The sequence below is a fragment of the Flavobacterium sp. LK-23 genome, from assembly GCF_058135255.1.
In genome coordinates this window covers 275463-289417 of sequence record NZ_JBYUVT010000003.1, presented here as the reverse complement: position 1 = coordinate 289417, position 13955 = coordinate 275463, and the positions used below count along the sequence as shown (strand labels likewise).

The following is a 13955-nucleotide window of genomic DNA, read 5'->3' as shown; positions in this document are numbered from 1 at the left end:
TTAAGCAGGTTCTCCGTATAAATCAAATTCTGTTGCTTCAATTATCTTGATATTAACAAATTCTCCAGTTTTTACATAATGTTTAGAAGCATCAATTAGAACTTCGTTATCAACATCTGGACTGTCAAACTCTGTACGTCCCACAAAATGAGCGCCTTCTTTTCTGTCAATAATACATCTGAAAACTTGACCAACTTTCTCCTGATTCAAATCCCAAGAAATTTGAGATTGAAGTTCCATAATTTCGTTTGCTCTAGCTTGTTTTACATCATCTGGAACATTGTCTTCGAGTAAATAAGCATGAGTATTTTCTTCGTGAGAATAAGCAAAACATCCCATTCTGTCAAATTTCATTTCCTGAACAAAATCTTTCAAAATTTCAAAATCTTCCTGAGTTTCGCCTGGATAACCAACAATAAGAGTAGTTCTAATTGCCATTCCAGGAACTGCTGCACGGAAATCTTTTAATAACTGAGTAGTTTTAGCTTGAGTTGTGCCACGTCGCATTGATTTTAGAATAGAATCTGAAATGTGTTGCAATGGGATATCTATATAGTTACAGATTTTTGGCTCACGTTTCATTAATTCTAAAACGTCCATAGGGAAACCAGTAGGGTAAGCATAGTGTAAACGAATCCATTCGATTCCTTCAACAGCTGCTAAAGCTTCTAATAGTTCTGCTAAATTTCTTTTTTTATAAAGATCAAGTCCGTAGTAAGTTAAGTCTTGAGCAATTAATATTAATTCTTTAACCCCATTTTTAGCAAGACCTTGAGCTTCTTTGACTAATTTTTCAATTGGTTGAGAAACATGAGAACCTCTCATTAAAGGAATTGCGCAAAAACTACAAGGTCTATCGCATCCTTCAGCAATTTTTAAATAAGCATAATTTTTAGGAGTTGTGGTTAAACGCTCTCCAAGTAATTCATGTTTATAATCTGCACCTAAAGCTTTTAGCAATTGAGGTAATTCTGTTGTTCCAAAATATTGGTCAACGTTCGGAATTTCTTTTTCTAAATCTGGTCTATAACGCTCAGACAAACATCCTGTTACGAAAACTTTGTCTACAAGTCCTCTATCTTTTTTGTCTGCATATTCCAAAATCATATTTACCGATTCTGCTTTTGCATTATCAATAAATCCGCAAGTATTGATTACAATAATGTTTCCTTCTTTTTCTGCAGGAGCTTCATGTTCAACTTCTTTTCCATTTGCACGCAGCTGTCCCATAAGGACTTCACTGTCATAAACATTTTTTGAACACCCAAGAGTGATTACGTTAATTTTGTTCTTTTTTAAAGACTTGGTTCTCATACTTTTATAAATTGGAGTGCAAAATTACACTTTTTTTATTCAAACTACGCTAGTTTCCAGTTTGTTTTTAGCTGTTTTTTATGAAGTTAACTCTTCTGGTTGCTTGTGCTTTTTGAGTTAGATTTAAATTAAAGGGTTTTTAAAAGGATAAAAAAAAATCCGCCAGATAAAAACCTGACGGAAATTTCAATCATCTATTTTGATTTTTAATTACAATTCAAATAATAAAGTCATAGTAACATTGTTCAGTTTTGATGTAATGTTAGCTCCATCTGTGAATCCTCTTGTAAAGAAACCTTGATTTGACTCTCTTTCTAAATAAGAGTAAGCCAAGTCAAGTTTTGTAGATCCGAAATTATAACCTAAACCGGCAGAATAGCTATTTAATTCGCCAACTGTAATTCCGTTTTTGTAAGGGCTTCCTTCATAACGATATCCGCCTCTTAGGCTTAACTGTTTGATTTTATATTCTGCACCAATACGAAGTTCGCCAGTGCTAGTTAAAGTATTGCTGATGTCATTGTTGATTCCTCTAAAACCAGGATCATTTGTAGGTTTAAATTTGCTGTTGCCATAATTTCTTATGCCGTAATCAACGCTTAATAAACCAGATTTGCCAAAAACATAAGCAGCACTAAAAGTCCATTTGTCTGGAGTTTGTAAAGTGTACGATTCGTATACGTTTATGATGTTTGGGTTTACTGGGTTACTAAAAGTTTCACCTGAGCTAGTTTCGGTAGTGGAATATAAACTTTGTGAAAGTTCATCGTAAAGTTCGTACCATGTATTTGATTCGTAAGCTATCCCCAGTCTGAAATTGTCTGTTACTTTTCCAATTGCTCCAAGTTGGAAAGAAAAACCATTTCCGTATGTGTAAAGTTCATTGTTGAAACGCACATTAGATATTGTTTCGTATGTCTCTAAAGGGTTGTTATTGTATTCGTAAAAGCTTGAAGATCTTCTATAATCGGTTATATGAGCATTTAAATTGGCTCCAAAATAGAGTCTGTCTTTGTATGAAGTTGCAATGTTAAAGCTTATTTTGCTATTATATCCTCTAGTATAAACATCATTTTCTTGGTGATAATTTCCTCCGGCAGGCACATTTGTGTAGTATTGTGTATTGTTGTCATTGCCTGTAACTGGGTTGATCACGTATCCTTCAAGACCAAAAAAAGCTTGTTGTTCAGAATATGTAAGGTTTCTGAATGGGATTTTAGTGATATTGCCCAATTCAAGTCCGTTTGCATAGTCTAAAAAATAGCCATCTATTGAATTTGTTGGATTTGTTCCTGCAGAAAAAACTTCATTATTGAAATTATTGGTGTTTTCATAAGTTGCACCAATCGCAATCTTGTTCCATCCAACATTTGGATTATTGTTTTTAAATACAAAAACACCTCCTGCTTGATTTAAGATAAAAGAGTTCTCTTTATCTGATGTTTCAGTTCCGAAGTAATTAGAATTGTTTTTAATATTCTGATTGCTAAATGTTACTCCAACTTGATTGCTGTTAAAAATTGTAGATCCAGCTGGGTTAACACTTAAAGAAGAAATGTCTCCTCCAACTGCTCCAAAGGCACCGCTCATGGCTCTATAGCGTGCAGTTCCGGTAAGGTTCTCTTGAGAATAACGTAAAGCATCTGAAACTTCTTGTGAATATGACGCGCTGACAGTTAGTCCTGTTATAAATAGGAAAAATATTTTTTTCATTTTGATAAGTTTAAGTTAGAAATTGAGAGGGTTGAGGAAGAATTATCTTCTGCCTCCACCGCCACCGCCACCAGATCTCATTCCGCCACCGCCGCCACCGCCGCCGCTGTATGATCTAGAGCCTCCACCGCTATTGCTAGGGGCGTAGCTTCTTGATGAACCACTATTGCTAGGAGCATAGGTTCTTGATGAGCCACTGTTGTTGCTAGGTGCGTAAGTTCTATTTGTCGTGGTATTTCCGCTATTATTATAAGATCTTCTGTTGCTGTAATTGCTATTGTTGTAGTTTGAGCTATTGTCGTAAGATCTTCTGTTTGTAAACGTAGGACTGCTTGTTCTTCCGTTCATATTAGAACGTCTAAAGTCAGTGTATCCGTTTGATCTGTTTGTGGTATAATTTCTATTTGTTGTGTAGTTTCCTCTATTTGTAGTGTAGTTTCTGCTAGTGTTATAGCCTCTATTGGTGCTGTAATTTCTGTTATAAGCATAGTTTCTATCGCCATAATAACCTGCAGAGCCTCTTCTTCCATAGTTATAAGAGTAATTGTAGCCGTAGTATGGATATCCCCAACTTGGGTAGCCCCAACCAGGGTAACCCCATCCTGGATATCCCCATCCGTAATAAGGGTAACCCCATCCATATCCATAGCCGTAGCCGTAATAAGGATAGCCCCATCCAAATCCGAATGACCATGATGGACTAGAGTAAAAATTTACAGAAACATCAGAGCTACTGCTTCCCCATGCAGGATAACCTGCAGAGGCAGTTTGGGTGCTGTCTGAATAGTTAGTGTAATTGTCAACGTCTGTAAATATCTCAGTCGGCTGATTGTCATCTTGTAATGATCTGAAATATTCTTTGTATTGGTTGTTTGTACCTGTTTGTACATATTTAACTGATGAACCACCATATACTCCATCATTATCGTAATAAGATGAATTTTGGTAAGAACCACATGATGCAAGCAGTAAACTCAATAATCCGATTAAGTAAAAATGATTAGAGTTTTGGCGGAGTGAAAGGTAAGTTTTCATATCTGTGGTGTTTTTTATTGTTGCACATTACAAAATTAGTTAGTTTTGTCAAACTATTTAGTTAAAATTGTATAAAACAAAATTTGTGCCAAAAAATATAATATGAGTAAGAACCTTACTACAAGATCAGAAGATTATTCGAAATGGTATAACGAACTGGTTGTAAAAGCAGATCTAGCTGAAAATTCAGGAGTTAGAGGATGTATGGTAATAAAACCATACGGATATGCTATTTGGGAAAAAATGCAAGCTGAGTTGGATCGTATGTTCAAAGAAACTGGACATCAAAACGCATATTTTCCTTTGTTTGTACCGAAAAGCATGTTTGAGGCAGAGGAGAAAAATGCTGAGGGATTTGCGAAAGAATGCGCTGTTGTAACGCATTATAGGTTGAAAAATGATGAGGATAGACCTGGGAAACTAATGGTTGATCCAAATGCAAAATTAGAGGAAGAGCTTATTGTTCGACCTACAAGTGAAGCTATTATTTGGTCTACATATAAAGGATGGGTGCAATCTTATAGAGATTTACCTTTGTTAATTAATCAATGGGCTAATGTGGTTCGATGGGAAATGCGTACGCGTTTATTTCTAAGAACTGCTGAGTTTTTATGGCAGGAAGGGCATACAGCTCACGCTACAAAAGATGAAGCAATTGAGGAATCAGAGAAAATGATGAATGTTTATGCTGATTTTGCAGAAAACTTCATGGCAATTCCGGTTGTAAAAGGTTTTAAAACTGAAACAGAGCGTTTTGCTGGAGCAGATGAAACGTACTGTATTGAAGCATTAATGCAAGACGGAAAAGCATTGCAAGCAGGAACATCTCACTTTTTAGGGCAGAACTTTGCGAAAGCATTTGATGTTAAGTTTGCTAATGCGGAAGGAAAGCAAGAGCATGTTTGGGGAACTTCTTGGGGAGTATCTACTCGTTTAATGGGGGCGTTAATTATGACGCATTCTGACGATCAAGGATTGGTGTTGCCTCCTAATTTGGCTCCAATTCAAGTAGTAATTGTTCCTATATATAAGACAGATGAACAATTGGCTCAAATTACAGAGGCGGTTAAGGATTTGACTGCTAAATTGAGAAAATTGAAAATCACTGTCAAATTTGACGATAGAACAACGCAAAAGCCAGGATTTAAATTTGCAGAATGGGAACTTAAAGGAGTGCCTGTTAGAATTGCGGTTGGTCCAAAAGATTTAGAGAACGGAACTTTTGAGGTGGCAAGACGTGATAATTTGACAAAAGAAGTGGTTTCTAACGAAAAAATCGTTGAACACGTAAATGATCTTTTAGAACAGATTCAAACGGACTTATTTACAAGAGCATTAGATTATCGTAATACTCATATTACGGAAGTAAATAATTTTGAGGAATTTAAGGAAGTTTTAGAAGGAAAAGGAGGCTTTTTATCTGCTCATTGGGATGGAACTGCTGAGACAGAAGAGAAGATAAAAGAATTGACAAAAGCGACGATTCGTTGCATTCCTTTGGATGCTGTAGAAGAGGCGGGAACCTGCGTGTTTACTGGGAAACCTTCTTCTAAAAGAGTGCTTTTTGCTAAGGCGTATTAAAAAAATATAGATTTTTTTGCATTAGGTATTGCGCAAATAAAAAATAGATGTATCTTTGCATCCGCAATACAGAAGCGCGGTCCGTTCGTCTATCGGTTAGGACGCCAGGTTTTCATCCTGGTAAGGGGGGTTCGATTCCCCCACGGACTACAAGTTATATTACATATTGAAAAGTTTCCAACTTAGGAGAATATTGGTCCGTTCGTCTAGGGGTTAGGACGCCAGGTTTTCATCCTGGTAACAGGGGTTCGATTCCCCTACGGACTACAAATTAGTTGTAAATAAGTTTTGTAAAACAAAAATTGGTGTCTCGGTTTTTGTTTTATTAGTTAAAACCAAAGTGATTGTTTTGCAATTGTGGGAGGTTTTTCTTTTTTAACTAGTATTTATAATAATTATTACATCTAAAATTAAAAGAAAATGGCAAATCATAAGTCAGCATTAAAAAGAATCAGAAGTAACGAAAAAAGAAGAGTTCTTAACAGATACCAGCATAAAACTACTCGTAATGCTATTAAAGCGTTAAGATTAGCTACTGATAAAGCTGATGCTACTGCAAAATTATCAACTGTAATCTCTATGATTGATAAATTAGCTAAAAAGAACATCATTCACGATAATAAAGCTTCTAACTTGAAGTCTAAATTAACGAAACACGTTGCTAAATTGTAATTGATACAATTTGTAAGATATATAAATAAAAGTCCTCTTCTCAGAGGACTTTTTTTGTTTTAACTCCACATGTAAATGAAATTCCAATAAAAAATAAATTCCAAATTCCAATCTTTATGAATAGTTGGAATTTGGAATTTTGTTATTTGTGAGATTCGGAATTTTATAAACCTTAATCTAATTTTGTGCTGAAGGTTTTGGTATTTGGAATTTAATTTTTGGAATTTTTCACTCTAAATCAATTTTCTTTTTAAGATATTCCAGCATTGGCTGTGTAATAGGTTTGGAAAGAAAATCTATTATAATAGGATATTTTTTTGCTTTAGCAAGATCTTCTGGATCAATAGTGGAAGATAATACGATTACTGGAACGGTATTAAATTCTTTGTAATCTGAAGAAGTGAAATGATCTAGAAATTCCCATCCTCCCATAATTGGCATGTTTAAATCTAAAAAAATTAATTCTGGTCTTTTCTTAGCTTGATCGTTGGTATATTTTAAGGTATTGAAGTGATGAAGAGCTTCTTCGCCATTTTGAGCTGTAATAACTTCATAAGAAAATGAAGATTTTGAAATTACCTTTTTGCATAGCATCAGTGTGATAGGGTCATCATCGATGCATAAAATCTGCTCAAGCATAATAATTAATTTTTAAATGTTATTGTAAATGTGGTTCCTTTATTAACTTCGCTTTCGATAGAGATTGTTCCTCCCATGGTTTCTACCTGCGATTTTACAAGGTATAACCCTAAACCTTTGCTGTCGGGATAATTGTGGAATCTTTGATAAAGTCCAAATACTTTGTCGCGATTTCTTTCTAAGTCAATTCCGATTCCGTTGTCTTTAAAGGTTAAGATTGTTTTTTGTTCTATTTGTTCTGCCGTTATTGATATTTTTAATTTTCTATTTTCCGATTTGTATTTTATAGAATTAGTAAGCAGATTTAATAGAATGCTTTCTATATAGGCTTTATTGGTAATAAGTTCAGGGACTTTATCAAATTTAAGCTTGATTATAGGTTTGTGTAATTCAATCTGAAATGAAAGCTGGCTGAATACATTTTCAAAAACTTCTTTTAGAGACACTTCCTCTTTTTGCATCGAAGGATTGTCTTTTATAATAATAACCTTTACTAAATCATTGATGGTTTCGTTTAGTAAATGAGTCGATTTTGTAAATCCAGCTAATATTTCTTCTAGCTCTTCATTTTCGATCGGAATATCTTCTATTAAATTTAATAGTCCGATTAAGTTAGAAAGTGGAGCTCTAAGGTTATGCGAGGTGATGTAAGAAAACTGTTTTAAGTCTTTATTGTTTTGTGTTAATTCTCGAATAAGATGTTCTTTTTCTGTTTCTAGTTTTTTCTCATCTGTAATATCTCTTTGTATCGAAATCCAATGCGAGATAACGCCTTCGTTATTAAAAATAGGAATCATAGAAAAGCGTACCCAATATTCTTCTTTGCTTTTAGTGTATGTAATGGTTTCGATTAAGCATTCCTCTTCATTTTTTATGGCTCTCAGAAGTTTTTTTAATTCATCCGAATCCGATTTTGGTCCTTTAAAAATGTTCGGCGATTTTCCGATGATTTCGTTGGACTGATAACCCGACATTTGAGAAAATGCTGGATTTACATATACTATTTTGGGTATTTTTCTTTCAGAAGAATTGGCTTCGGTAATTAAAATAGAATCTTTAGATTGTGTAATTACGGTTTCTAAAAGTTTTAATCGCTGTTCTTCTTCCTTTTGTTTTGTAATATCTTGAATGGCTCCAATCATTCTGATGGCCCTTCCGTTTTCATCTTTTAATAAAAAACCTCGATCCAGAACATATTTGTACGATCCGTCTGCGCATCTAAAACGGTATTGATCTTGCCATTTTTCAGTTTTTTGTTCGATAAAAGAATATAATTTTATTGACATTCGGATACTGTCTTCCGGGTGAATTTTGTCAAACCACCATTTAGAAGTTTTTCCTACTTCTTTGGGGTCATAACCAAAAACACTTTCAATTCCTTTGTTCCAATTAATACTATCCTCTTGAATTTTCCAATCCCAAATAGTATCGCTGGTTGCTTTTGCTACAATGTCATATTTCTCATTAGATTCTTTTATTTCTTCGTTGGTTTTGTTTAACTTTTCAAAAATGGTTATGTTTCTTTTTTCGTTTTTTGAAAGGATAAAGCTAAAAACCAATACTGTAATTAGAATAAATATAACGTCTTTTACTAAGGATAGATATAAATATTCTGATGAGGAAAAGTAGATTATGAGTAATTTATGACATAGGACCGCCATAATTATCGAGATGATGGTATAAATAAGAGTAATTTGGAGAGTTTTACTTTTCATCACTTCAAATATAGTTAATTTAACTATAACTAAACGTATGTTAATGTCATTTTGGAACCGATATTTTTAGGATTTATATTAACTAATTGATTGTATATACGCAAACTATGGCAGAAACATTTTTTTTTAAAAAATAAAGTGTACCTTTGCGCCCATTAAAAATCACAGATGGAATCTATTAGAAACATTGCAATTATTGCCCACGTCGATCACGGTAAAACAACTTTGGTTGATAAAATTATGTATCACTGTCAGTTATTTCGTGAGAACGAGAACACAGGTGATTTAATCTTAGATAATAATGATTTAGAGCGTGAGAGAGGTATTACAATTACTTCTAAAAACGTATCGGTTCAATATAAAGGAACAAAAATCAATATTATCGACACTCCTGGCCACGCCGATTTTGGAGGTGAAGTAGAACGTGTATTGAACATGGCCGATGGTGTTTGTTTGCTAGTTGATGCTTTCGAAGGTCCAATGCCTCAAACTCGTTTCGTTTTGCAAAAAGCGATCGATTTAGGATTGAAACCTTGTGTAGTTATCAATAAAGTAGATAAAGAAAACTGTACTCCAGAAGAAGTTCACGAGAAAGTTTTTGATTTAATGTTTGAATTAGGTGCTACTGAAGAGCAGTTGGATTTCCCAGCGGTTTACGGTTCTGCTAAAAACAACTGGATGTCTGATGATTGGAAAAATCAAACAGAAAACATTGAGCCATTATTAGACATGGTTATTGCTAATGTTCCAGCTCCTAAAGTTTCTGAAGGAACTCCTCAAATGTTGATCACATCTTTAGACTTCTCTTCATTTACAGGTCGTATCGCTATCGGACGTCTTGAAAGAGGAACTTTAAAAGAAGGAATGCCAATTTCTTTGGTAAAAAGAGATGGGAAAATCATCAAATCTAGAATTAAAGAATTACACACTTTTGAAGGTTTAGGCCGTAGAAAAGTAGAAGAGGTTGTTGCTGGAGATATTTGTGCTGTTGTAGGTATTGAAGGTTTCGAAATTGGTGATACTATTGCTGATTTTGAAAATCCAGAAGCTTTACAAACAATCGCTATCGACGAGCCAACTATGAGTATGTTGTTTACAATTAACGATTCTCCTTTCTTTGGTAAAGAAGGTAAATTTGTTACTTCTAGACATATTCGTGAGAGATTAACAAAAGAGCTTGAGAAAAACTTAGCGATGAAAGTTGGAGAAACTGATTCTGCTGATAAATTCATGGTTTTTGGTCGTGGTGTACTTCACTTATCTGTTCTTATTGAAACAATGAGAAGAGAAGGGTACGAGCTTCAAATTGGTCAGCCACAAGTTATCATCAAAGAAGTTGATGGTGTGAAATGTGAGCCAATTGAGGAATTAACTATCGACTTACCAGAAAACCTTTCAGGTAGAGCGGTTGAGTTCGTAACGATCCGTAAAGGAGAAATGCTTTCTATGGAAGGTAAAGGAGAGCGTATGATTGTTAAATTTAATATTCCATCTCGTGGAATCATTGGTTTAAGAAATCAATTGCTTACTGCTACTGCTGGTGAAGCTATTATGGCACACCGTTTCATCGGGTACGAACCATACAAAGGAGAAATTCCTGGACGTAACAACGGTTCATTAATCTCTATGGAAAACGGAAAAGCTATTCCTTATTCTATCGATAAATTACAGGATCGTGGTAAATTCTTCGTTGACCCTAACGAGGATATCTATGAAGGTCAGGTAATTGGAGAAAACACTCGTAGCGACGATATGACTGTTAACGTTACTAAAACGAAAAAACTTTCTAACGTACGTTCTTCTGGAGCTGATGATAAAGCTAGAATTATTCCAGCTATCAAATTCTCATTAGAAGAAGCTTTAGAGTACATCCAAAAAGATGAGTATGTTGAAGTTACTCCAAAATCTTTACGTTTAAGAAAAATCTACTTAAGCGAAACAGATAGAAAAAGATATAAAATCTAATTCGATTTAATTTTCAATATAAAAAATCCCAAATTCCAATTCTGGAGTTTGGGATTCTTTTTTATGTATAATGTTTTTATTGGAATTTGGAATTTAAAAAAAATGGGATTTATTAAAAGTTATCTTTTTAAACTAAAGTGCCCTTTGACATTTTTTCCATTAGCAAAAAAGAGCGTAAACCAATAATCGTCTGAAGGCATTTGTCTCCCGTTAAAAATCCCGTTCCAACCTGCTCCATTTTGATTCATTTGTTTTAGCAGATTTCCGTAGCGATCAAAAATAGAAATGGTGTAATCTGGCATTTGATCAATATTTTTAATAACCCATAAATCATTGAATCCGTCTCCGTTTGGAGTAAAGAAACGCGGATAATCTAAAACATATACTAAAAACGAATTAGATAAACCACACCCATTTTTGTCTCGAGCTTTTACATTATATACGCCTGGATTTACTTGTGCAAAAGTAGGACTGTCTTGAAAAACAGTTCCGTCCAGAGAAAATTCATAATTTCCAACACCCGTATACTGAACTTGAATTGTATTGTCAGTTCCAGAAAAATCTTTTACATCTGCTCCGGTAATTGTAGCTGGTTCGGATAAAATTATTTTAAAATTTTTTGTTTTTTCGCAACCATTTGCATCTTTTACAGTTACGGAGTAATCACCAGCGCTGTTAATCACGGTAGAATTTGTACTGTTTCCATTAGACCATGCATAACTGCTAAAGCCAGTTGCAACGGTTAGCGTCATTTCGTCTCCTTTACATAAATAATGCGTTTCTTCTTCAAAATTAGGAGGATCAAATGTGTGTACAATTAATTCTATTGAAGTAATATCATAACAACTTGGACCATTTACAACGCGAGCATAAATCGTTTGGCTGTTTGGAGTTGTATTTTTGAAAATATTAGGTAGCTGATTGGTTTCGGTAAGGGCATCAGTAGCGGTTAAAAAATAATTGATTGCTAAACCTGCAGGCAGACCTGTTAAAATTTGAGGAGTCACTTCTGCATTTAAATCAAATTGATACAAGCCATCTTGCACAGCGTCTCCATCGCAAGTTTCTATTGGAGATTGATTTGGAATAGTAGAATTAGAGATGTTTAGTGTAATTTCAGCTATTTTATAACAGCCAAAGGTGTTTTCAATTCGGGCAAAAATAATTTGATCTGCACCTTTATTGGTATATCGTTCCGGATTTGAAATTGGATTTGTTTTTGCTTGAGCATCTGCCAAAGTTTCATAATATCCCTGATTAACAAATTGAGAATCATTATTTTTGATGAAATTGCCAGCTTTGGTCAAATCAAAAATTGAAATACCATCAGTATCATCATCACATTGAAGCAAAGAAGTATTCGTCGATGGAATTTCGGGAGCAAATTCAACAGTGATTTCTCCAACAGAAACACAAGTTGTATTGCCCAAGGTTGCCTCCACTTTATACGTTCCCGATGATGTTACGTTGTAAGAAGGAGATGTAACACCTGGAAGTTCAGAATAAGTGTTAGACGCATCTTTTTTAAACCATTTAAAAGTATAACCTGTAGCACTCAAGTTGGTGTTTAAAGCATAAGTTTGGCCATAACAAACTGGATTGTTGTTGGCTACAGTTCTGTTTTCTCCAAAATTTATTTTAGTTACAAAACTGCCCGCTTCTATAAAAACAGCAGAGTTGTATTGTCTGGTTGCATCATCGGCAACGACCAATTTTAGATGGTATGTTCTGTTCGGAATCACACTTGTAGAGGCATTCATTACAATTGTTTGCCCTGCATAATAGATCGGGCTTCCATTTGCATTATAACCATTAAAATAGTTTTCGTTTAAAGCTTCACATCCTTCTAAAGGCTGGCCATAATTGTCATTTACGGTTTCAATTTTAGGATGAACCGTTGTAGCTGAAACTGCCGTAGTTGAATTAGGTAGAACGGCAAGATTTTTATATTCTTCAGAACTTCCGACTTCTTTAATTAAGAAAGCAAATCCATCTGAATAAGTGCAAGGAAAATTAGTTTGATATTCATTCGAAGCAAAAATATAATTGAAGCTTATTGAATTGGTCTGCGCTGTAAAATCAAATTCTATAAGTGTTGCTTGCGTGCTATTCGTAATTCCTAAAGCTTTATTAAGATCTACGTCACCATTCCAACCTAAAATCCTTACTCCTTTGGAATCTTGTTTGTAAAACGGTCCTTCTGCATTTTTGCTAGGAGAAGTAGCTAAAACAATTCCTCCTGAAAAAGGAAAATTCGCACCAGCTGTAAAGGAACCGTAACTTTGTCCACTTAGATTCGGGTTTCCTGATGCCGTTACACTTTGTACATCAATACAAGAGCTATTTATTAAAACATTTTGAATTAAATCTGTTGGTGTTGCTGTGTCGGTAACAGAAATATTCTGTGCACTGATTTTATGGAAAAAACAGCACAAAATTAGAATTAGAAATGTTCTTATTTGACTCATAGTAGCAAATATACTACAAATCTCTATTTTTTAATAGTTTGTAAGAAAAATATATAAACGCAAAAGTCCAAGCTAAAACTATTAATACAGCAGTATAATCTACACTGAAATTGCCTTCTGTTTCGATTCCCATTTGAGTGCCAATATTTTTAATTACCGATAATCTTGGTCCAGGATTAGCAATTAGATTTGACATTGATTCTAAAGGTAAAAACTGTGTGATTTTTTCCTCAGTATCGCTGTTTGGGAAAATTTTAAAAGCCAAAGTCCCTCTTATGATTGCTTCAATAATGCTCCAAACTAAAAGAAAGCCAAGCGCAAAGGCAGAACGTTTTACTAAAATTCCTAAAAACAAACAGAACGAAAAGAATCCTGTCAACTTTACAAAAAAGGCTAAAAGATAATCTAAGTCAGAAAAAATAATTCCAAATTCGGTATAAGATGAAAAAGACAATCCTAGAAGTAAGCTCATGATAAATACGAAAACAGTAGATCCAAAAGCAAATAAAACTACAGTTAAGAACTTGGATAGAATAAATTCTTTTTTGCTTAAACCATCTATTAAGTTCTGTTTTAAAGTTCCGTAGCTGTATTCATTCGCCATCATAGAAACAATTACAATGGCCAAAAAGAATTTAAGCCAAGCAGCCACATACGTATTGAAATGCCAGATAAATGGAAAATTAAAGATTCCCATTTCTGCCAAGTGAAATTTGAAAGGTCCTATATCAAATTTTATTGCAGCGATTAAAGCAATAAAAGAAAGTAAAACAAAATAAGTTAGGGTTAATATACGGCTGGCTTTGTTCATCCAGATTTTTTGAAGTTCTATAGAGAGAAGTCTTTTCATGGT

The 13955-nt window shown here is 34.2% G+C and carries 10 protein-coding genes and 2 tRNA genes; 5 read left to right on the top strand and 7 right to left on the bottom strand.

The genetic code is table 11. The features are described from left to right. The 3 genes from rimO to AC3Y25_RS06880 form a co-directional block, all read right to left on the bottom strand. Nucleotides 1-1314 carry a 30S ribosomal protein S12 methylthiotransferase RimO gene (rimO, locus tag AC3Y25_RS06890; protein ID WP_095931021.1) on the bottom strand — a complete coding sequence of 438 codons (1314 nt, stop codon included), beginning with the start codon at nt 1312-1314 and terminating at the stop codon, nt 1-3. A gap of 210 nt (nt 1315-1524) precedes the next feature. After that, complete coding sequence (locus AC3Y25_RS06885) at nt 1525-3027, bottom strand: OmpP1/FadL family transporter (RefSeq protein ID WP_489902212.1); 1503 nt, start codon at nt 3025-3027, stop codon at nt 1525-1527. Nucleotides 3028-3069: 42 nt separating this feature from the next. Further along, complete coding sequence (locus AC3Y25_RS06880; RefSeq protein WP_489902211.1) at nt 3070-4062, bottom strand: hypothetical protein; 993 nt, start codon at nt 4060-4062, stop codon at nt 3070-3072. A 102-nt stretch (nt 4063-4164) separates the two neighbouring features. On the opposite strand from AC3Y25_RS06880, the gene proS reads away from it, so the two are divergent. The 4 genes from proS (at nt 4165) to rpsT (ending at nt 6315) form a co-directional block, all read left to right on the top strand. Next, nucleotides 4165-5643 (top strand): proline--tRNA ligase, encoded by a 1479-nt coding sequence (gene proS / locus AC3Y25_RS06875; RefSeq protein WP_489902210.1) that lies wholly within the window; start codon nt 4165-4167, stop codon nt 5641-5643. Nucleotides 5644-5721: 78 nt separating this feature from the next. Continuing rightward, nucleotides 5722-5793, top strand: a tRNA-Glu gene (locus AC3Y25_RS06870). 45 nt (nt 5794-5838) lie between these two features. After that, nucleotides 5839-5910, top strand: a tRNA-Glu gene (locus AC3Y25_RS06865). A 153-nt stretch (nt 5911-6063) separates the two neighbouring features. Next, on the top strand, nt 6064-6315 hold the full coding sequence (gene rpsT, locus AC3Y25_RS06860; RefSeq protein ID WP_073417115.1) for a 30S ribosomal protein S20: 252 nt from the start codon (nt 6064-6066) through the stop codon (nt 6313-6315). 228 nt (nt 6316-6543) lie between these two features. On the opposite strand, the gene AC3Y25_RS06855 is transcribed toward rpsT, so the two are convergent. Then, nucleotides 6544-6954 (bottom strand): response regulator, encoded by a 411-nt coding sequence (locus tag AC3Y25_RS06855; protein WP_489902209.1) that lies wholly within the window; start codon nt 6952-6954, stop codon nt 6544-6546. Nucleotides 6955-6959: 5 nt separating this feature from the next. After that, nucleotides 6960-8669 carry a PAS domain-containing sensor histidine kinase gene (locus tag AC3Y25_RS06850; protein ID WP_489902208.1) on the bottom strand — a complete coding sequence of 570 codons (1710 nt, stop codon included), beginning with the start codon at nt 8667-8669 and terminating at the stop codon, nt 6960-6962. A 168-nt stretch (nt 8670-8837) separates the two neighbouring features. Here AC3Y25_RS06850 and typA point away from each other — a divergent pair, with 168 nt between their 5' ends. Beyond that, nucleotides 8838-10634 carry a translational GTPase TypA gene (gene typA / locus AC3Y25_RS06845; protein WP_250837069.1) on the top strand — a complete coding sequence of 599 codons (1797 nt, stop codon included), beginning with the start codon at nt 8838-8840 and terminating at the stop codon, nt 10632-10634. A gap of 119 nt (nt 10635-10753) precedes the next feature. On the opposite strand, the gene AC3Y25_RS06840 is transcribed toward typA, so the two are convergent. Further along, complete coding sequence (locus AC3Y25_RS06840) at nt 10754-13102, bottom strand: choice-of-anchor L domain-containing protein (protein ID WP_489902207.1); 2349 nt, start codon at nt 13100-13102, stop codon at nt 10754-10756. Between the two features lie 13 nt (nt 13103-13115). Next, nucleotides 13116-13952, bottom strand: a complete 837-nt coding sequence (locus tag AC3Y25_RS06835) for an ABC transporter permease (protein WP_489902206.1) — start codon at nt 13950-13952, stop codon at nt 13116-13118. Nucleotides 13953-13955: the final 3 nt, after the last annotated feature.

What these genes read in the sequence shown, in the direction of transcription:
- typA (WP_250837069.1), top strand. Translation starts at nt 8,838, where the DNA reads ATGGAATCTATTAGAAACATTGCAATTATTGCCCACGTCGATCACGGT.
- rpsT (WP_073417115.1), top strand. Translation starts at nt 6,064, where the DNA reads ATGGCAAATCATAAGTCAGCATTAAAAAGAATCAGAAGTAACGAAAAA.
- proS (WP_489902210.1), top strand. Translation starts at nt 4,165, where the DNA reads ATGAGTAAGAACCTTACTACAAGATCAGAAGATTATTCGAAATGGTAT.
- rimO (WP_095931021.1), bottom strand. Translation starts at nt 1,314, where the DNA reads ATGAGAACCAAGTCTTTAAAAAAGAACAAAATTAACGTAATCACTCTT.
- AC3Y25_RS06840 (WP_489902207.1), bottom strand. Translation starts at nt 13,102, where the DNA reads ATGAGTCAAATAAGAACATTTCTAATTCTAATTTTGTGCTGTTTTTTC.
- AC3Y25_RS06885 (WP_489902212.1), bottom strand. Translation starts at nt 3,027, where the DNA reads ATGAAAAAAATATTTTTCCTATTTATAACAGGACTAACTGTCAGCGCG.
- AC3Y25_RS06855 (WP_489902209.1), bottom strand. Translation starts at nt 6,954, where the DNA reads ATGCTTGAGCAGATTTTATGCATCGATGATGACCCTATCACACTGATG.
- AC3Y25_RS06835 (WP_489902206.1), bottom strand. Translation starts at nt 13,952, where the DNA reads ATGAAAAGACTTCTCTCTATAGAACTTCAAAAAATCTGGATGAACAAA.
- AC3Y25_RS06850 (WP_489902208.1), bottom strand. Translation starts at nt 8,669, where the DNA reads ATGAAAAGTAAAACTCTCCAAATTACTCTTATTTATACCATCATCTCG.
- AC3Y25_RS06880 (WP_489902211.1), bottom strand. Translation starts at nt 4,062, where the DNA reads ATGAAAACTTACCTTTCACTCCGCCAAAACTCTAATCATTTTTACTTA.